General features: G+C 74.4%; 15 protein-coding genes. 9 read left to right on the plus strand and 6 right to left on the minus strand.

Annotated features, from left to right (window positions below):
- Positions 1-74 precede the first annotated feature (74 nt).
- A complete protein-coding gene (locus OOK41_RS05925; RefSeq protein WP_117665067.1) occupies positions 75-911 on the plus strand; it encodes a lysophospholipid acyltransferase family protein in 837 nt (278 codons plus the stop codon).
- A 56-nt stretch (positions 912-967) separates the two neighbouring features.
- Here the strand turns inward: OOK41_RS05925 and OOK41_RS05930 are convergent, their stop codons facing one another.
- The 3 genes from OOK41_RS05930 to OOK41_RS05940 form a co-directional block, all read right to left on the minus strand.
- On the minus strand, positions 968-1,936 hold the full coding sequence (locus OOK41_RS05930) for an HAD family phosphatase (protein ID WP_266263232.1): 969 nt from the start codon (positions 1,934-1,936) through the stop codon (positions 968-970).
- A 105-nt stretch (positions 1,937-2,041) separates the two neighbouring features.
- Positions 2,042-2,935 (minus strand): DUF5667 domain-containing protein, encoded by an 894-nt coding sequence (locus tag OOK41_RS05935; RefSeq protein ID WP_266263233.1) that lies wholly within the window; start codon positions 2,933-2,935, stop codon positions 2,042-2,044.
- A gap of 254 nt (positions 2,936-3,189) precedes the next feature.
- The gene (locus tag OOK41_RS05940) at positions 3,190-4,140 is read right to left on the minus strand and encodes an ECF subfamily RNA polymerase sigma factor, BldN family (RefSeq protein WP_117664978.1); all 951 of its coding nucleotides are present in this window, start codon (positions 4,138-4,140) and stop codon (positions 3,190-3,192) included.
- A gap of 1,009 nt (positions 4,141-5,149) precedes the next feature.
- Between OOK41_RS05940 and OOK41_RS05945 the strand changes: the two genes are divergently transcribed.
- Positions 5,150-5,404: a glutaredoxin family protein gene (locus tag OOK41_RS05945; RefSeq protein WP_117664979.1), complete on the plus strand. Its 255-nt coding sequence runs from the start codon at positions 5,150-5,152 to the stop codon at positions 5,402-5,404.
- Positions 5,405-5,470: 66 nt separating this feature from the next.
- Positions 5,471-6,121 (plus strand): HAD family hydrolase, encoded by a 651-nt coding sequence (locus OOK41_RS05950; RefSeq protein ID WP_266263234.1) that lies wholly within the window; start codon positions 5,471-5,473, stop codon positions 6,119-6,121.
- Positions 6,122-6,131: 10 nt separating this feature from the next.
- Here the strand turns inward: OOK41_RS05950 and OOK41_RS05955 are convergent, their stop codons facing one another.
- Both OOK41_RS05955 and OOK41_RS05960 read right to left on the minus strand, forming a co-directional pair.
- Positions 6,132-6,788: a response regulator transcription factor gene (locus tag OOK41_RS05955; RefSeq protein WP_117665068.1), complete on the minus strand. Its 657-nt coding sequence runs from the start codon at positions 6,786-6,788 to the stop codon at positions 6,132-6,134.
- A gap of 47 nt (positions 6,789-6,835) precedes the next feature.
- Positions 6,836-8,131, minus strand: coding sequence for a sensor histidine kinase (locus OOK41_RS05960; RefSeq protein WP_117664981.1), 1,296 nt, complete (start codon positions 8,129-8,131; stop codon positions 6,836-6,838).
- A 352-nt stretch (positions 8,132-8,483) separates the two neighbouring features.
- Here OOK41_RS05960 and OOK41_RS05965 point away from each other — a divergent pair, with 352 nt between their 5' ends.
- From OOK41_RS05965 to OOK41_RS05990, 6 genes are all read left to right on the plus strand, one after another.
- A complete protein-coding gene (locus OOK41_RS05965) occupies positions 8,484-9,257 on the plus strand; it encodes a redox-sensing transcriptional repressor Rex (protein ID WP_117664982.1) in 774 nt (257 codons plus the stop codon).
- Entirely contained in the window at positions 9,254-10,597 is a 1,344-nt protein-coding gene (locus tag OOK41_RS05970; protein ID WP_266263235.1) for a glutamyl-tRNA reductase, read from the plus strand. Before OOK41_RS05965 ends, OOK41_RS05970 begins: the two co-directional genes overlap by 4 nt.
- Positions 10,594-11,562, plus strand: a complete 969-nt coding sequence (gene hemC, locus OOK41_RS05975) for a hydroxymethylbilane synthase (protein ID WP_266263236.1) — start codon at positions 10,594-10,596, stop codon at positions 11,560-11,562. The genes OOK41_RS05970 and hemC overlap by 4 nt, the downstream gene beginning before the upstream one ends.
- The gene (locus OOK41_RS05980; RefSeq protein WP_117664985.1) at positions 11,559-13,139 is read left to right on the plus strand and encodes a uroporphyrinogen-III synthase; all 1,581 of its coding nucleotides are present in this window, start codon (positions 11,559-11,561) and stop codon (positions 13,137-13,139) included. The genes hemC and OOK41_RS05980 overlap by 4 nt, the downstream gene beginning before the upstream one ends.
- 18 nt (positions 13,140-13,157) lie before the next feature.
- Positions 13,158-14,141: a porphobilinogen synthase gene (hemB, locus tag OOK41_RS05985; RefSeq protein WP_266263237.1), complete on the plus strand. Its 984-nt coding sequence runs from the start codon at positions 13,158-13,160 to the stop codon at positions 14,139-14,141.
- 422 nt (positions 14,142-14,563) lie between these two features.
- Positions 14,564-15,109, plus strand: a complete 546-nt coding sequence (locus OOK41_RS05990) for a helix-turn-helix domain-containing protein (protein WP_117664987.1) — start codon at positions 14,564-14,566, stop codon at positions 15,107-15,109.
- 56 nt (positions 15,110-15,165) lie between these two features.
- Here OOK41_RS05990 and OOK41_RS05995 read toward each other — a convergent pair whose 3' ends face one another.
- Entirely contained in the window at positions 15,166-18,441 is a 3,276-nt protein-coding gene (locus tag OOK41_RS05995; protein WP_266263238.1) for a lamin tail domain-containing protein, read from the minus strand.
- Positions 18,442-18,461: the final 20 nt, after the last annotated feature.

The raw sequence follows: 18,461 nt of genomic DNA on the forward strand, positions 1-18,461 counted from the left end.
CGGCGGCCGACCCGCCGGGTGGGGCGGCGGAGCCCGGGCCACGGGACCCGGCGGTACCGGACGGACCAGGCGACGTGTGGGACCGGCGGGTCGCGTCCGGGCTGGCGTTCCTGCGGCGCAGGTTCTCCGGCGACTACCAGGTGGACGAGTTCGGCTTCGACCCGGAGCTGACCGGGTCCGTCTTCCACCCGCTGCTGCGGCTGCTCTACCGGGACTGGTTCCGCACCGAGGTCACCGGCCTGGAGCACGTGCCGTCGGACGGGTCCGGACTGGTCGTCGGCAACCACTCCGGCACGGTGGCGCTGGACGCGCTGATCCTCTCCGCCGCCCTGCACGACCAGCATCCGGCCCACCGCTACCTGCGGCTGCTCGGCGCGGACCTGGTGTTCCGGATGCCGGTGGTCTCCGAGATCGCCCGCAAGACCGGCGGGACGGTCGCCTGCAACCCGGACGCCGAGCGGCTGCTCGGCTCCGGCGAGCTGGTGGGCGTCTTTCCCGAGGGGTTCAAGGGCATCGGCAAGCTCTACTCCGACCGATACAAGCTGCAACGCTTCGGCCGGGGCGGGTTCGTCTCGGCGGCGCTGCGTACCGGCACCCCGATCGTTCCGGTGGCGATCGTGGGCGGCGAGGAGATCTACCCGATGCTCGCCGACATCAAGCCCCTCGCGCGGCTGCTCAAGCTGCCGTACTTCCCGGTCACGCCGACGTTCCCGTGGCTCGGCCCACTCGGGATGGTGCCGCTGCCGAGCAAGTGGCTGATCGAGTTCTGCCCGCCGATCCCGACCGCCCACCTCACCGACTCGGCCGACGACCCCCTGGTCGTGTTCAACCTCGCCGACCAGGTGCGGGAGACCATCCAACAGACCCTGCACACCCTCCTGGAACGCCGCCCCGACCCGTTCGGCCCCTGATCCCGCGCCGGCGGTGCGCTGCCGGCCCCGTGGCGGTCAAGCCGGCCCGGTGGCGGTCAGTGGGGGTGGCGGCGTCGGTGCAGCGCCAGCCCGGCGCTCACTGCGCCGGCCAGCAGCCCGGCCGCCGCCGTCGACGGCACGGCGATCCTGGCCACCCGTCGGCCGGTGCGGAAGTCCCGCACCGCCCAGCCCTGCTGCCGGGCCTGCCGCAGCAGCGCTGCGTCCGGGTTGATCGCCACCGCCCGGCCGACGGTGGAGAGCATCGGCAGGTCGTTGACGGAGTCGCTGTAGGCGGCGCAGCGGGACAGGTCCAGCCCCTCGACCTCGGCGAGCTGGGCCACCGCCTCGGCCTTGGCCGGGCCGTGCATCAGGTCGCCGACCAGCCGGCCGGTGTACGCGCCGTCGACCACCTCGGCCACCGTGCCGATCGCCCCCGTCAGGCCCAGCCGGGCCGCGATCACCCGGCCGATCTCGACCGGCGCGGCGCTGACCAGCCAGACCCGCTCGCCGATGTCGAGGTGCTGCTGCGCGAGGCGGCGGGTGCCGGTCCAGATCCGGGGAGCCATCAGCTCGTCGAAGATCTCCTCGGCGAGCCGTTCCACGTCGTCCACCCGCCAGCCCTCGACGAAAGCCAGCGCGGCCTCCTTGGCCTGCGACATGTCCCCGGCGTGCTCGGTGGCGAGCACCCGGAACCGGAGCTGCTGCCAGGCGAACCGGGCCAGGTCGCCGGTCGTGAAGTACTTCCGGGCGGCGAGCCCGCGGGCGAACCAGTAGATCGACGCGCCCTGCATCATCGTGTTGTCCACGTCGAAGAACGCGGCGGCGCCCGGGTCGGCGACGACCGGGGTGGCCGGCGGGGCTTCGGTCTCCGCCCAGCCAGCCGTGTGACCGTGGCGGTCGGTGCTGACCGTCACCTTGCGGGTACGGGCCACCCGACCTCCCTCGCTCGACGACCCGACGAGTGCCTCCAGCGAGAGTAGCCGGCCGGGCTGGCCGCCCGGCCCGCTGCGCGGGAACTGTGGCATGCGCTGCGTGTCCGCTGGTCAGCGGCCCGGGTGGCCCCCCGGGGCGGGCGGCAGCCCGCTGGGTCGGGCGCGCCCCGGCGGGGTCCGTCGGGGCCGTCGGGTGGCTCAGCGGTCGCCGGGACAGGCGGCGGGGGTCGGGCCGAGCGCGTCGCTGCCGGCCGGGGCGGACAACTCGCAGTCGATGGCCGCGCGCAGGGCGTCCGAGCGTTTCCGGATGGCGTCGAGCAGGGTGAGCGAGCGGCGGACCCGGTCCCGCTCCGCCCGGCCGGCCCCGTCGAGCAGGTCGCCGACGGCCCGGCGCTGTCCGGCGACGAAGGTGTTCACCGCGTCCAGGCCGGCCGGGTCGGTGCGCTGCGCGGCGGTGGTGGTCAGCAGTCGTACGCCCTGGCGGGTGTCCGAGTCCATGTCGTCGAGGACGGCCTCGAACCCGAGCTGGTCCCCCCGCAGCGCGGCGGCCTCGCCGAGCCGGGTGCGGGCGAAGTCGAGGAAGAGCTGACCTCGGCTGAGGTCCGAGCTGGCCAGCGCGAGCTGGGCACGTTCGGTGGAGCGCTTCATGCCGTAGAGGGCGTCGCCGGGCACCGCGTTCTCGCTGGCGGCGGAGATGCCGGAGACGGCGATGGCGCCGGCGGCCACCCCGACCAGGATGGCGCCCCGGGCGCGGGCCCGGCGGGCGGTCGCCGCGGGCAGGAACGAGCCGCGCTGCCCGGCGCCGACCGCGCCCCGGTGGCCGGCCGGTGCCGCATCGGTCGCCCCGGTCGCCGTGGCGCCGACACCCTCCCGTTCGGCCGTGGCGACGAGCATCGCCCGCAGCCCGGTTCGGAAGCCGGTGTCGATCTCGACGGTGGGGGGATCGGCGTTGAACTGCCGGCTGACCGCGACGAGCGCGGCGAGCTGGTCGTCGGCCCGGGACCTGACGTGGTGACGTCGGCCGCCGTTGGCTTCGTCGAGAAGCTGCGCGAAGCGCTCGGCGCGCCGGCGGGAGAAGAGGTCGCTGTCCACCGCAGGCACCTCCTCTCGCTGGTCACGGCCGGTCGGCCGCTGTCCTCACCAGCGACCGGCGGCAGCGCGCGCCGACGAACGAAAGGCCGTGGCCGGCCGCGCTGTCCGGACCGTGGGGCCCGGGGATGCCGGGGCAACCACCGGTCGCACCCGGAGAAACGCTCCGCGCCGGGCACGGGTTACGGGGCCGGCGGGAGCGAAACCACGAAGAGTGATGGCCATCACGCTGTGGTGAGCGTGGATCCACCGTCGGATCAGGGCTGGAAGCCGTCCGGCAGCAGCCGGGCCAGGGCCCGGACCGCCCGGTACTGCAACGCCTTGATCGCGCCCTCGTTCTTGCCCATCGCCCGGGCGGTCTCCGCGACCGAGAACCCCTGGAGGAACCGCAGCACGATGCACTCCTGCTGCTCCGGGTTGAGCTGCTTCACGGCGGTGAGCAGGGCGACGTTGGTGATGTGCTCGACGACGGCCGCCTCCGGGCTGCCCTCCGGCCCGCGGTCCTCCCGGTCGGCGTCCAGCACGTCGCCGGTGGTGACCTCCAGCCGGTACCGCCCGGACTTGAAGTGGTCGGCGACCAGGTTCCGGGCGATGGTGACCAGCCAGGCGCCGAGGTCCCGGCCCTGCCAGGTGAAGCTGCCGATCCGCTTGAGGGCGCGCAGGAACGTGTCGGAGGTGAGGTCCTCGGCGAGCTGCCGGTTGCCCACCCGGAAGTAGACGAAGCGGAAGACCGTGTCCACGTACCGGTCGTAGATCAGCCCGAACGCCTCGGCCTCGCCGGCCTGGGCGCGCTCGACCAGCGTCCAGACCTCGGTGGCCGGGTCGGACGGGTCGGGCCGGCTCGGGTAGCCGGTCGACGTGCCGCCGGGCTCGGCCGGCGGGCTGGCGGACACCGCCGGTAGCACCGCGGTCTCGGTCGTCGCCGGGTCGGTAGTCGGCGGCGTGTCGGCGCTGCGCCGGCCCTGGGCCGGCATGGTCGGCCTGGCCGGCGAGGCGACCCGGCCGCCGTTGCCCCCGGGCGCGGCCGGGCGGGGCGGCGCCTCGTTGTGGTGCGAGCGGTTGGGCAGGCGTCTGGACGCCCCGTCGGCGCGCGCGGGGACGCTCCACAGGTCGTCGGAGCCGCGGGCCGCGCCCAGCCGTTCGTTGAGGGCGGCGCGGGCCGCCGCGGCCAGCCCACCCGGTCGCTCCGCGTAGCCGAAGCTGGTCACCGTGCCTCCCCGGTCCGGTCCCACGCCGGCCGCCGGGACGCCGCCGTGCGGGCAGGGTCACGGTGGCCGGGCAAAGTCCTTCCGGGACGTGCCGACAGGCGGCAGATCCCCTTGAGGTGCTGGTCCAATGCGCTCACAGGCACGGGGGCCTCCTCGGGCTGAGGGGTGTCGACTCACGGCAAATGGGGTGAGCCGACCCGAGTGATGATAGGGCCAACGTCACCCGCGCGTGGCAAGTCCGTTACACAGAGCGGAAGTATTTCCCGACCCGTCGCACCGATGGCGGACCGGTTGTCCGTCGCGTGTGGTTGACTTTCGCCCGGGGAGCTGGTCCGCATTGGAACCCCAGGTCAACCTGCGGATGTGGGCCCGGCCGGCGGCCCGCCGGACGGCCCCGCCGACCGCGCCCGCCGGGGCCGGTGGGGCGGTGCCGGCGGGGGACCGGGCGCGGCCTCGGGCGTGGCCGGGCGAGCCGCCGCTGTGCCAGACTCTGCCACCGTGCGGGACGCGACCGACGGCCCCACGCCGAACCTCGTCGACCGGCTCCGCCGGACCGGCGGCCGACCACGGCGACCGCCCCGCGTTGCACCGGCGGGGACACCACCCTGACCTGGTCCCCACTGGACGCCTCGGTGACCGCGGTCGCGCGGGCCCTGGCCGCCGCCGCCCGGCCGCGCCCGCGCCCCGGTCACCCTCCGTGTCGGCCGACGACCCGCCGCCCTCCGCGCTCGCCGTGCCTGCGGGGGTGGCCGAGTCGGCGGTACGGGGTGTGCCGCACCCGCGGACCGGGAAGACTGTCCGGGCGTACGTGGTGCCGGCGCCGGGTCGTCCGGTGACCGGGAGGAACCGCTCGCCCACTGCGCCCGTAACCTGGCCCGGTTCAAGTGCCCGACCGCCGTCGAGTTCGTCGACGCGCTGCCGTACTCGGCGATCGGCAAGGTGCGCAAGACCCAGCTCAGGCCGGCACCGTCCCCGGCGGCGCCGACCGACACCCGCACGGAGGTTCCCGATGTCCAGTGACGCCCGGCTCGCCCTGATCACCCGCCCCGGCTGCCACCTCTGCGAGGACGCCAAGGCGGCGCTCGACCGGGTGGTGGCGGTCACCGGGGACCGGTGGATCGAACGGGACGTGACCGGCGACGTGGAGCTGGAGCGCGAGTACGGCGACCGGCTGCCGGTGGTGCTGCTCGACGGCAAGGAGCACGGCTACTGGCGGGTCGAGGAGGAGCGGCTGCTGCGGGACCTGACGACGCCGCAGCTCTGAGCGCGCCGCCCGACCTCCGTCCCGCCCCGCCCCCGGCACGTCGGGGGTGGGGCTTATCGTGCGGGGATGACCCCTGCGCGCGCCCATCTGGTATGGGACTGGAACGGCACCCTGCTCAACGACCTCGACCTGGTGGTGGCCGCCACCAACGCCGCCTTCACCAGCGTGGGCGGGCCGACGGTCAGCGCGGACGAGCACCGGGTCCGGTTCCGTCGCCCGATCGCCGACTATTACGCCGAGGTGCTCGGCCGGGCCGTCGACGACGAGGCGTTCGGCGAGCTGGACCGGATCTTCCACGACGCGTACCGCAGCGGGCTGACCACCTGCGCGCTGGCCGACGACGCGGCGGTGGCGATGGCGGCCTGGCCGGGCGGCCAGTCGCTGCTGTCGATGTGGTTCCACGACGAGCTGGTGCCCGCGGTGCACACCCACGGGCTGACCGACAGGTTCGCCCGGGTGGACGGGCTGCGCGCCACGGTCGGCGGGGACCGCAAGGCGGAGTCGCTGGTCAAGCACCTGGCCGAGCTGGGGGTGGACGGCCGGGACGTGGTGCTGATCGGGGACTCGATCGACGACGCCGACGCCGCCGAGTCGGTCGGTGGGCGGGCCGTGCTCTACACGGGCGGGTTCACCGACCGGGCCCGGCTGCACGCGTCCGGGCATCCGGTGGCCGACACCCTCACCGGGGCGGTCACCCTCGCCGCCGCCCTCCGATGACCGGGGCCGGTCAGGTGCGCAGGTAGGTCAGCACGGCCAGCACGCGGCGGTGCTGGGTGGTGTCGGGGGGCAGGTCCAGCTTGGTGAAGATGTTGCGGACGTGCTTCTCCACCGCCCCGTCGGTGACCACCAGGGCGCGGGCGATGGCGGTGTTGGAGTGCCCCTCGGCCATCAGGGACAGCACCTCGCGCTCGCGGGGGGTCAGCTCGCGCAGCGGGTCGTCGCGCCGGCGGCGGACCAGTAACTGGCCGACCACCTCCGGGTCGAGCACGGTGCCGCCGGCGGCCACCCGGGCCAGCGCGTCCAGGAACTCGTCGATGTCGGCCACCCGGTCCTTGAGCAGGTAGCCCACCCCGCCGCCGCCGGCCCCGCCGGTGGTGGCCAGCAGGTCGTCGGCGTACGACACCTCGACGTACTGGGAGAGCACCAGGACCGGCGTACGCGGGACCAGCCGGCGGGCCTCCACGGCGGCGCGCAGCCCCTCGTCGGTGTGCGACGGCGGCATCCGCACGTCGACGATCGACACGTCCGGCCGGTGGGTCACCACCGCCTCGACCAGCGCGTCGCCGTCGCCGACGGCGGCCACCACCTCGTGCCCCTGTTCGGTGAGCAGCCGCACCAGCCCCTCCCGGAGCAGCACGGCGTCGTCCGCGATGACCACCCGCATGGTGCTGATGTCTACCACGTCCGGGTCGTGGGCCGGGCCGTCGGCGCTCACAGCGGCAGTTCCGCGCGGACCTCCGTCGGGCCGCCGGCCGGGCTGACCACGTCCAGCCGGCCACCCGCCGCGCGCACCCGGTCGGCGATCCCGGCGAGGCCGTGCCCCTTGGCCAGGTGCGCCCCGCCGTGGCCGTCGTCGCTCACGCCGACGGCCAGCCGGCGCTCGTGTCGGGTCACCGCGACCGCGCACTCCGTCGCCCCGCTGTGCTTGGCGACGTTGGTGAGCGCCTCGGCGACCACGAAGTAGGCGGTGCTCTCCACGGCCGGGTCGAGCCGTTCGCCGGGGACCTCCAGCCGGGGGTCGATCCGCAGCTCGACCGGGACCAGCCCGCGCCCGGCCAGGGCCGCGAGGGCGCTGGGCAACCCACGGTCGACCAGGATCGGCGGCGCGATGCCCCGGGACAGGGCGCGCAGTTCGGCGAGGGTGTCGCGGGTCTGGGTGACCGCCTCGTCCAGGGTCTGACCGGCCGCCTCCGGGTCGGTGGCGAGCTGCTGGCGGGCCCGGCTCAGGTCCATCGCCAGCCGGACGAGGCGCTGCTGCGGGCCGTCGTGGATGTCCCGCTCCAGCCGGCGCAGCGCGGCGGCCTCGGCGGAGACGGCGGCCCGCTTCTGCTCCTCCAGCACGGTGATCCGGTTGCGCATCTCGGCCACCCCGGTGAGCAGGGCGCGGGCGAAGCCGGCCTGGAGCCGCGCGCACCCCCGGACCACCATCGGCAGGGTGATCAGGAAGAACACCCCGATCGCGGTGTTCAGCCCGATCCGGGCGGCGGGCGAGTCGCCCAGGCCGAGGAGGGTGCTGAGGTCCTGGTTCTCGTCGCTGCGTGGCAGCGCCCAGTCGTAGGTCCAGTAGAGGCTGCCGACCAGGGTGCCGGCCCACCAGGTGACGGTCACCACGAAGGTGACGACGGACACGATGAGCTTGAGGATGCCGTGGGCCAGGTCGAGCCAGGACTGGGCGTCCCGGATCGGCACGAAGATCCGCCGCCAGGCACCCGCGCCCGGCTCGGACTGCCGGTAGTCGGGCCGGACCCGGGCCTGGCCGAGCACGGCGGGCAGCCGCAGCCGCTCGATGTCGGCCAGCCCGCGGGCGGTGTACAGGGTGCCGGCGAGCACCGGCAGGCCGATCACGGTCACCACCAGCCCCAGGCCGAGCGCCAGCCCCACCACCAACACCACGAAGCTGGCCAGCGCCAGGGGCAGGCCCAGCAGCACGTAGCTGGAGTCGTGCAGGAGTTGGCGGGGGACGCTGGACGAGGTGGCGGGCGGGTCGGTGACGGTTACGGCGGTCATGGTCCAAGGCTAGGCAGCGAGGCAGTGCGGACCCATCCCGCCGCCCGGTCAGTCCGGCGTAGGGCCAGCCCTACCAGGCGCCGCCCGCCCGGCGCGCGATTGGTGAGGGAAGTCGGGTTTGAGCAATAATCGGCGCGACGGCGCGAGGCCGCCGCATCGATCTTGTGGAACGGAGGGGCAGGTGGGGACGGGTCGCGGCTCTTCAAGATCGCGATTTGTGCGTGTGTTCACAAGCGCCTACTCTGTAGTTCCGACGCGTCCTGCTAGCACAGCCGGCAATCTCGGTCGCCAGTGGGAGTCCCGATTCGGCCGGCCCCTTGAGCTGGCCGAGGATCGCACCGCACGGAGTCTCATGAGTCAGCAGCACCGTCACCCTGGCGCGTCCGGTCGCGCCGGTGCCGTACCGGCGCTTCCGGACCTGCCCGAGGCGACCGTCGCGCGGCTCCCCGAGTACCTCCGCGCCCTGCACAACCTCGCCGAGTCCGGCCACGAGACCGTCTCCAGCGACGGCCTGGCCACCGCCGTCGGGGTCAACTCCGCCAAGCTCCGCAAGGACCTGTCCCACCTCGGCTCGTACGGCACCCGGGGGGTCGGCTACGACGTCGCCCTGCTGGTCGACCAGATCGAGTTCGTGCTCGGGCTCACCCAGCGGCGGGCCGTCGCCCTGGTCGGGGTGGGTAATCTCGGTCACGCCCTGGCCGGCTACGCCGGCTTCGCCAGCCGCGGCTTCCGGATCGCCGCGCTGCTCGACGCGGACGCGTCCCGGGTCGGCGAGGAGATCAACGGGCTGGTCGTACGGCACGTCGACGAGCTGCCCGCCATCGCCGCCGAGGAGTCCATCGCGATCGGCGTGATCGCCACCCCGGCCGCCGCCGCCCAGGCGGTCGCCGACCAACTCGTGGCCGTCGGCGTGACGAGCATCCTCAACTTCGCGCCGTGCGTACTCTCGGTGCCGGAGGGGGTCGACGTGCGCAAGGTCGACCTCGCCATCGAGCTCCAGATCCTGTCCTTCCACGAGCACCGCAAGGCGTCCCTGACCGCGCTGCCCGCCACCGGCGGCTCCGCCCTCACCGCCCTGCCCGGCGGGCTCGCGGCCACCGACTCCCAGGAGGCGATCGGCACGTGAAACTGCTCGTCGTCGGCGCGTCCTACCGCACCGCTCCCGTCGCCACCCTGGAGCAGTTGGCGGTCGCCCCCGCCGACCTCACCCGCACGTTGGACCGCCTGGTCGCCCAGCCGTACGTGAGCGAGGCGGTGCTGGTCTCCACCTGCAACCGGGTGGAGGTCTACGCCGCCGTGTCCGGTTTCCACGGCGGTCTCGGCGACATCTGCGCCGTCCTCGCCGAGCAGGCCGGCGCCCCGGCCACCAGCCTGGCAAACCACCTCTACGTGCACTACGACGCCGCCGCCGTGGACCACGTCTTCCGGGTCGTCACCGGGCTGGACTCGATGGTGGTCGGCGAGGCGCAGATCCTCGGCCAGCTCCGGGACGCGTACCACTGGGCGACCGGCGCCGACGCCGCCGGCCGCCTGCTGCACGAGCTGATGCAGCAGGCGCTGCGGGTGGGGAAGCGGGCGCACACCGAGACCGGGATCGACCGGGCCGGGCAGAGCGTGGTGACCGCCGCGCTCGGCCTGGCCGCCACGCAGCTCGACGGCGAACTGGCCGGGCGGCCGGCCCTGGTGGTCGGGGCCGGCGCGATGGGCGCGCTGGGCGTGGCGAGCCTGTCCCGGCTCGGCGCGGGCCCGCTCACCGTGACCAACCGGGGGGCCGACCGGGCCGCGCGGCTGGCCGAGTCGTACGGAGCCAGCGCGGCGCCCATGGCCGAGCTGACCGACGTGCTCTCCACAGTGGACATCGTAGTGGCCGCCACGGCGGCGACCGAACCGGTCCTCACCCGCGAGGTGATGACCCGGGCGCTCGCCGACCGCGACCCCGACCGGGGGCCGCTCGTGCTGCTCGACCTCGCCGTCCCGAGGGACGTGGAGGCCGGCGTGGCCGTCCTGCCCGGCGTCGAGGTGATCGACATCGACCGGATGGCGGCGATCCTGGCCGACGGGCCGGCCGCCGCCGACGCCGCGGCAGTCGAGCGGATCGTGGCGGGCGAGGTCGAGTCCTTCCTCACCTGGCTGCGCGGCGCCGACGTCGCCCCGACCGTGGCCGCGCTGCGCGGCCGGGCCGAGGACGTGGTCACCGCCGAGCTGCGCCGGCTGGCCCAGCGCCGCCCCGACCTCAGCGACGACCAGCGCACCGAGGTGGCCCGAACGGTGCACCGGGTGGTGCAGCGGCTGCTGCACCAGCCCACCGTGAAGGTCCGTCAGCTCGCCGCCGAGCCCGGCGGCGACCAGTACGCCGCGCTGCTGCGCGAGCTGTTCGACCTCCAGGTCCCGCACACCTCCCCGGTCGACACCGTCCCCGACGTGGTCGACACCGACACCACCCCGTACCCCGGAGGCGAGAGATGACCGGCCCCCTGCGCCTCGGCACCCGGGGCAGCGCGCTGGCGATGGCCCAGTCCGGCCACGTCGCGGCGGCGCTCACCGAAGCGACCGGCCGGAAGGTGGAGCTGGTCGAGGTGGTCACCGCCGGCGACCGCTCGGCCGCCCCCGTGCACCGGCTCGGCGTCGGCGTGTTCGTCTCCGCGCTGCGCGACGCCCTGGCCGCCCGGACCATCGACCTCGCCGTGCACTCCTACAAGGACCTGCCCACCGCGGCGGCCCCCGGGCTGCACATCCCGGCGGTGCCCGCCCGGCAGGACCCGCGCGACGCGCTGGTCGCCACGGGCGGGCGCACCCTCGCCGAGCTGCCGCCCGGCGCGATGGTCGGCACCGGCGCGCTGCGCCGCATCGCCCAGCTGCACGCGCTCGGGCTCCAGCTGGGGGTCACCCCGATCCGCGGCAACGTGGACACCCGCCTGGCGCGGGTCCTCGGCCCGGACGCCGACCTCGACGCGGTCGTCCTCGCCCGGGCGGGACTGGCCCGGCTCGGCCGGGCCGACGTGATCACCGAGACGCTCGACCCGATGCTCATGCTGCCCGCGCCCGCCCAGGGCGCGCTGGCCGTGGAGTGCCGGGTCGACGAACCGGACCTGGTCGAGCTGCTCGCGGTGCTCGACCACGCACCGTCCCGGGCCGCGGTCACCGCGGAACGGGCGCTGCTGGCCACCCTGGAGGCCGGGTGCAGCGCACCCGTGGCCGCCTATGCGGAACTCGCCGAAGGTGACGCCGGCGAGGAGATCTACCTGCGCGGGGCGGTGATCAGCCCGGACGGTTCCCGAGACCTCAGGCTGTCCCGCACCGGAACGCCCGCCGACGCGGCGGAGATCGGCAAGGCACTCGCCGCCGAACTCCTCGACCTCGGCGCCGACTCGATCCTCGGCAAAGACGGACACGCCGGCCCGGGGACCCAGCAATTTGGGAGCACAGAATGACCCGCACCCGTAAGCCCGTAGGCCGCATCGCGTTCGTCGGGGCCGGTCCCGGCGACCCGGGCCTGCTGACCCGCCGGGCGCACGACGCCCTGGTCGACGCCGACCAGGTGGTGTACGACCGGGGAGTCCCCGAGTCGCTGCTCGACGCCGTCCGTGCCCAGGCCAAGTCCGACGCGCAGTTCACCCCGGCGGAGGGCGTGCCGGGGGATGTGGCGAAGGTGCTGATCTCGGCCGCCCGATCCGGCCAGAACGCGGTGCACCTGGTCGCCGGTGACCCGTTCGGCCACGACTCGGTGGTCAAGGAGGTGCAGGCGGTCGCCCGTACCGCCGCGCACTTCGAGGTGGTCCCGGGCGTCGGCCAGGCCGAGGGCGTCGCCACGTACGCGGGCGTGCCGCTGCCCGGCGTCCGCACCGCCGCCGACGTCGAGGACGTCAGCACGCTGGACTTCGACGCGCTGGCCGCAGCCGTCGGCCGGGGCTCGCTCGCGCTCGCCGTGGACGCCGGCGACCTGGCCGCGATCCGCGACGGCCTGCTCGCCGCCGGGATCGACGGCACCACCGGCGTCGGGGTGACCGGCGACGGCACCGGGGAGACCCAGTACACGACCACGTCGACCGTCGACTCCTTCGTCGCGGCGGCGCTCGGCTTCACCGGCCGGGTGGTGCTCACCGTCGGCGAGGGCGTCGGCCAGCGGGACAAGCTGAGCTGGTGGGAGAACCGTCCGCTGTACGGCTGGAAGGTGCTCGTCCCCCGCACCAAGGAGCAGGCCGGCGCGATGAGCGCCCGGCTGCGCGCGTACGGGGCGATCCCGTGCGAGGTGCCGACGATCGCGGTCGAGCCGCCGCGCACCCCCGCCCAGATGGAGCGGGCGGTCAAGGGCCTGGTGGACGGCCGGTACGCCTGGGTGATCTTCACCTCGGTGAACGCCGTCCGGGCGGTCTGGGAGAAGTTCGCCGAGCACGGCCTCGACGCCCGGCACTTCGGCGGCGTCAAGATCGCCTGCATCGGCGAGGCCACCGCGGACGCGGTCCGCGCGTTCGGCATCCAGCCGGAGCTGATCCCCGCCGGGGAGCAGTCCTCCGAAGGGCTGCTCGCCGAGTTCTCGCCGCACGACCAGATCCTCGACCCGGTGGGCCGGGTGCTGCTGCCGCGCGCCGACATCGCCACCGAGACGCTCGCCGCCGGGCTCACCGAGCGCGGCTGGGAGGTCGACGACGTGACCGCGTACCGGACGGTCCGGGCCGCCCCGCCGCCCGCCGAGATCCGGGACGCGATCAAGTCGGGCGGGTTCGACGCGGTGCTGTTCACCTCGTCCTCCACCGTCCGGAACCTGGTCGGCATCGCCGGGAAGCCGCACGCGCGTACCGTTGTTGCGGTCATCGGGCCCAAGACGGCGGAGACCGCGACGGAGTTCGGCCTGCGGGTCGACGTGCAGCCGCCGCACGCCTCGGTGCCCGACCTGGTGGAGGCGCTCGCCGCCTACGCCGTCGAGCTGCGCGAGAAGCTCGCAGCCATGCCGGCCAAGCAGCGCCGGGGCTCGAAGGTGCAGGGGCCGACCGCCCTGAGGTTCCGCTAGCCGCAAGGGAGAGCCCGCATGTCGTACCCCGAGATCCGGCCCCGCCGGCTGCGCCGCAGCGCGGCCGTGCGGCGGCTGGTCTCCGAGACCCGTGTCGACCCGGCCGAGCTGGTCGTGCCGATGTTCGTCAAGGAGGGGCTGACCGAGCCGCGGCAGATCGCGTCGCTGCCGGGGGTGCTCCAGCACTCCCGGGACTCGCTGCGCAAGGCCGCCGCCGAGGCGGTCCAGGCCGGCGTGGGCGGGATCATGCTGTTCGGCGTGCCGGTGTCGCGTGACGGGCGCGGCTCGGGCGGTGCCGACCCGGCGGGCATCCTCAACGTCGCCATCTCCGACGTGGTCGCCGAGGTGGGCGACGCGACCGTGGTGATGAGCGACCTGTGCCTGGACGAGTTCACCTCGCACGGGCACTGCGGGCTGCTCACCGGAGACGGCGCGGTGGACAACGACGCCACCCTCGCCGCGTATGCCGAGATGGCGGTGGCCCAGGCCGATGCCGGGGTCGGGATGGTCGGGACGTCCGGAATGATGGACGGCCAGGTCGGCGTGGTCCGCCGGGCCCTGGACGCCGCCGGGCACACCGACGTCGCGGTTCTCGCGTACGCGGCGAAGTACGCCTCCGCCTTCTACGGCCCGTTTCGGGACGCGGTGGAGTCGGCCCTCGACGGTGACCGGCGCACCTACCAGCAGGACCCGGCGAACCTGCGGGAGTCCCTGCGCGAGGTCGCGCTGGACGTCGCCGAGGGTGCGGACCTGGTGATGGTCAAGCCGGCCCTGCCCTACCTCGACGTGGTGGCGGCGGTCCGGGCCGCCGTGGACGTGCCGGTCGCCGCCTACCAGGTCTCCGGCGAGTACGCGATGGTCGAGGCCGCCGCCGCGAACGGCTGGATCGACCGGGAGCAGGCGATGCTGGAGACGCTCACCTCGATCCGCCGGGCCGGCGCGCAGATCATCCTCACCTACTGGGCGGTCGAGGCCGCCAATCTGCTCCGCGCGCGCTACTGAGCGTTACGGGGTCGTCGGGCTGGCCCCGGGCCACCGTGCGCCCGGCCTCCGCCGTCCGGCGGCGCCGCTTCCTCGCTGGCCAACTGCTGTGTCCTCCACGTCGGGTGGCTCTGTTCCCGGCCCTCTGCCCCGCCCCTCCAACATCCCACCCGCGCCCCCTTTGCTTTGCACCCACTGGCGCAACGCTGACACTCCGTGACGATTGCGTCGAAGGGTGCAGAGCAAAGGGGGCGGGGGTCTTGGGGTGGAAGCCGTTTCCGCCCCTGCCCGGGTGCGTGGATCCTGAGTCTCGGCATCGAGCGCCCGGCCATGCAGACATGCAGGCATGCAGGGACGACGGGTTTTCCACAGGGACCGCAGGTTGTCCACAGCCACGCGGGGCGGGGTTGCGGCCCACCCGTGGACGGGGGCAGCGTGGGCCCATGGCAGCCGATCGTGCCGCAGCCCAGCCGGACGACGAGTCCAGGGGCGACGACCCGCCGACAATGTTGACCGAGCCCTTCGACATCCCGTGGCCGGCGGCCGGCATAGTCCGGGCCGTCCGTCGTCGCGCCGACGCCAGTCAACGGGAGCTGGCCAGGTACGCGGGGGTGCACCCGTCCACGATCGGGCGGATCGAGGCGGGTGCTCTGACCCCCAGCATCGCCATGCTGCGCCGGCTGATCGCGGTGGCGGGCTTCCGGCTGGCCGTGGTGGACGAGTTCGGCCAGGTGCTCAAGCCGATGCGCGACCGGGACGACATCCGGGACGGGGCTGAGCGCCGTTACCCGTCCCACCTGGACACCATCCTCGACCCCGAGCCCGGGGAGTGGTGGGCCGACGTCTACGGGCTGGCCCGCCCGCCCGAGACCTTCTACCGCAACCGTGCCTACCGGGACGCCCTGCGCCGTCGCAGCCAGTGGGAGGTCCGGGTCGCCAAGTACCGGCATGTGCCGCCACCGCCGCGCGTCGTCCCCCCGTACGGCTGACGGCCCGCCACCCGGGTTCTCGACCGGGTGGCGGGCCGCCAGGAAACGCCGGAACGTCAGTCGTCGTTGACGATGGTGCCCACGGCGAGCGGGTCGGCCAGGCGCAGGCCCGGCACCCCGGCCACCAGCAGGTTCACCTTTTCGTCGGCCTCCCGCTTCCGGTCACCCCGCACGGTGACCGCGAAGGTCAGCGAGGTCTGCCCGGCGGCGAGGGTCTTGCAGCCGACGTACGGGTCGTAGTCCGACCCGGCCTGCGCCGTGGTGCCGAACGTGGCGGCGCAGAGCAGCACGGGCTGGGACAGTGCCCGGGACACGGTGACGGTGAACGTCAGCGGGCGGTCGCCCTTGTCGCCCTCGACCACCGTCGCGTCGCTGACGCTCAGCGACGCCCGGGAGCGGAACCGGGCCACCTGCGGGTCGTGGTCGCTGGAGCCGCGCGACCCGTCCCCGGTGAACTCCGCCGGCCAGTCGGCGTTGATGTGCGCCGCCCGCACCTGGACCAGGTCGTCGCGCAACGCGTCGTTGACGAACAGGTGGTCCAGCGTCTGCGCCTGCCCCTCGAAGCTGTACGAGTAGGCGGACGACGGGACGTCGGCGACCAGGTCGTCCCAGAGGCTGTGCAGGCCCGCGTCGTACAGCGGGGCGAGCTGGTCCGACGGGGTCGGGTCCGCTCCCGTGGCGATCGGGTCGTCGGGGCGGGGGAAGACGTTCAGGTCGCCGCCGTAGACCACCCGGGCGTTCCGGTCCGAATTGTGGATCGCGGTGACCAGCGCGGCCCCGTACGCGGCCTGCTCGGTGCGCTGCCCGACCCGGCTGTCCGGCCCGGACGAGAAGTGGTTGCTCAGCGCCCACAGGTAGTACCCCTCGGCACCACCGGGGGTCGCCTTGACCAGGAACTTGCCGAGCTGCGGGGCCCGGGTGTAGACGTTGTTGCCGTCCTTGCCGGTGGAGGTGTCGGTGTCGGCCGGCAACACCGCGTTGAGCGCCTTCGGGTTCTGCACGTCCGCGTTGGACGGCAGCCCCGCCGACCGGTACGGCACCACCGGCGCGGAGCCGAGCAGCGGGTCGGCGGCGATCGCCGCCGCCAGCGACAGCCGGTCGGTGCGGTAGAGGAACCCGGCGGTGATGCCCCGGGCGTCCGCGCCGGTCCGGTCGTACGCGGCGGCGTACGCCGGGCCGCCGGCGGCGGCGATGGCCAGCGCCAGGTCCTGGAGGGTGTCCGGCGCGCCGTCGGCGTCGTTCGTGTCGCCGCAGACCAGCTGGGTGCCGGAGACGGAGCAGATGTCCTGGTCCTCGGCCTCCTGCACCAGGATCAGGTCCGGCGAGTGCAGGTCGGTGCGGATCTGGTCGGCGAGCGCCGACAGGTGCTCCCGGTAGTCGGCCTCGCTGGCCGGCACGTAGTCGAACGGCGGGCTGACCCCGGTGCAGCCGGAGTTGCCGGCGAAGTCGCAGCCGTCGAACGGGTCGTCCCGGTGGTCGTAGAGGTTCTCCACGTTGTAGGTCGCGACCGCGATCTCCTGCGACCGGTCGGCCGGCTTCGGCGGGTTGTTCCGCGAGGGGTCGGCCCCGGGGGCGAAGACGGCCTTCTCGACCTGGACGCCGTACTTCTCGAACGAGTAGTAGATCGCGCCGTACGCGTCCTCGCTCAGGGTGTCGAAGGTCCTCGACGGCGGCAGGAGCGCAGTGCTGTCCCCGGCGGTGCCCTTGACACCCATGCTGCCGAGCATGATCCGCTGGCCGTTGCCGTCGTCGAAGCGCCGGGTCGGGTCGTTGTCCAGCGGGTGCGCGTCCCGGAACACCCGGCGGGCGTACGGGTCGGCGCGGGCCAGCAGCGGGTCGTCCCGGTCGACCAGCCAGGTCTCGGCGTCGGCCGTGGACGCGAAGACGCCCCGCCCGCTCACCGCGCCGCTGCCGGCGCGGACCCGCAGCCGGGCACCCTCGTGCCGCTCCCAGAACCGCTGGGCGGCGGCCAGGTCGGCCGGGGGCACCGCGTCGTCGACCGCGACGGCGGCGTTCACGTCCAGCCCGGAGGCCACCTTCCGGACCAGGGAGGCGCCGGAGAGCTGGGTCATGTTGAAGTACTCGGACACCCGGGCCCGGAGCACGACCTCGTCGCCGACGGTCGGCACGTAGCCGCCGATCAGCGAGGTGAACGCGCCCATGAAGACGAAGATGCCATCCGAGGACGTCGGGTCGCCGTCGGTGCCGTCGGCGCGGCTCTGCAGGAAGAAGCCGCGCTGCTCGGCTCCGGCCGAGGTACGGGCCAGGGTGAGCTGGGTGATCACGCCCCGGACGTCGTACAGGGCGCTGCTGGTGCCGTTGCCCGAGGCCGGCGCGAGCGGCGACCGGTCGGCCGGACCGGACTCGGCGTCGGTGGTCGGGCCCTGCACCTCGCCGACCGTCAGCTCCCGGGTCACCGTCACGGCCAGCGTGCACGCGGCGGTGCCGCCGTCGGCGTCGGTGGCGGTCAGGGTCACCGTGTACGACCCGGCGGCCAGGTCGGCGCTGGTGGCGACGGTGGCGCGGGCGGTGCCGCCCACGGCGTCGGCCGGGGTGAACCCGGTCCGGGTGATCGAGCCGATGGCCGGGGCCGGGCTGACCGAGGTGACCGCCAGGTCGACGATCGTGTCGTCGGGGTCGGTGGCGGTGACCTCGCGACTGGCGACCGTGCCGGCCGCCGTGGTCAGCGCGCCGCCGCAGGTGACGGTGGCGGGCTGGTCGACCGGGCCGCCACCGTCGACGCTGTGGGTGCCGAGACCGTCGAAGGTGTCGGTGGCGAAGCCGGCCCACTGGGCGGCCGGGTCGAACGCGTCCGACGGGTCGGGGTCGCCGGAGGTCACCGTCGGCAGCCGGCGCAGCGTGTTGTCGGCGGTGCTGGTGAGTCCGCTGCCCCACTCGGTGCCCGGGTCGACGCCGACCTGGCCGATCGAGTCGAGGACCGTGGTGCCTCTGCGCAGCACGATCGCGTCGTCGCCGTTGAACAGGCTGGCGGTGGTGGTCTGGTCGGCCTGGGCGAGGATCGCGGGGGCGGCGGAGGCGGCGGCGAACACGAACGTGTCGCCCGCGGCCACGGTGCCGGTCAGCGCCAGGGTGGTCGCCGTGGTGTTGCCGTTGAAGTAGAGCTGGAGCTGGTAGCCGCCGGCGGTGAGGTCGACGGGGGCACCGGTGCCGTTGTAAAGCTCGATCGCCTTGTTGTTCGACGAGCCCTCGATGTACTCGGAGATGAACAGGTCGGTGGGCGCGGCGCTGGCCGCGGGGGGTGCGATGCCGATGACCGGGATGGCGACGGCAGCGGCGGTTGCGAGCGCGGCGAATCTGCGGCGCGGGCGCATGGGGCCTCCACGATGGGTGG

It is taken from the genome of Micromonospora sp. NBC_01655 (assembly GCF_026339755.1).
Classification (GTDB): domain Bacteria; phylum Actinomycetota; class Actinomycetes; order Mycobacteriales; family Micromonosporaceae; genus Micromonospora.

What these genes read in the sequence shown, in the direction of transcription:
- OOK41_RS05930 (WP_266263232.1), bottom strand. Translation starts at nt 1,936, where the DNA reads ATGCCACAGTTCCCGCGCAGCGGGCCGGGCGGCCAGCCCGGCCGGCTA.
- OOK41_RS05945 (WP_117664979.1), top strand. Translation starts at nt 5,150, where the DNA reads ATGTCCAGTGACGCCCGGCTCGCCCTGATCACCCGCCCCGGCTGCCAC.
- OOK41_RS05950 (WP_266263234.1), top strand. Translation starts at nt 5,471, where the DNA reads ATGACCCCTGCGCGCGCCCATCTGGTATGGGACTGGAACGGCACCCTG.
- OOK41_RS05955 (WP_117665068.1), bottom strand. Translation starts at nt 6,788, where the DNA reads ATGCGGGTGGTCATCGCGGACGACGCCGTGCTGCTCCGGGAGGGGCTG.
- OOK41_RS05960 (WP_117664981.1), bottom strand. Translation starts at nt 8,131, where the DNA reads ATGACCGCCGTAACCGTCACCGACCCGCCCGCCACCTCGTCCAGCGTC.
- OOK41_RS05965 (WP_117664982.1), top strand. Translation starts at nt 8,484, where the DNA reads ATGAGTCAGCAGCACCGTCACCCTGGCGCGTCCGGTCGCGCCGGTGCC.
- hemC (WP_266263236.1), top strand. Translation starts at nt 10,594, where the DNA reads ATGACCGGCCCCCTGCGCCTCGGCACCCGGGGCAGCGCGCTGGCGATG.
- OOK41_RS05980 (WP_117664985.1), top strand. Translation starts at nt 11,559, where the DNA reads ATGACCCGCACCCGTAAGCCCGTAGGCCGCATCGCGTTCGTCGGGGCC.
- hemB (WP_266263237.1), top strand. Translation starts at nt 13,158, where the DNA reads ATGTCGTACCCCGAGATCCGGCCCCGCCGGCTGCGCCGCAGCGCGGCC.
- OOK41_RS05990 (WP_117664987.1), top strand. Translation starts at nt 14,564, where the DNA reads ATGGCAGCCGATCGTGCCGCAGCCCAGCCGGACGACGAGTCCAGGGGC.
- OOK41_RS05995 (WP_266263238.1), bottom strand. Translation starts at nt 18,441, where the DNA reads ATGCGCCCGCGCCGCAGATTCGCCGCGCTCGCAACCGCCGCTGCCGTC.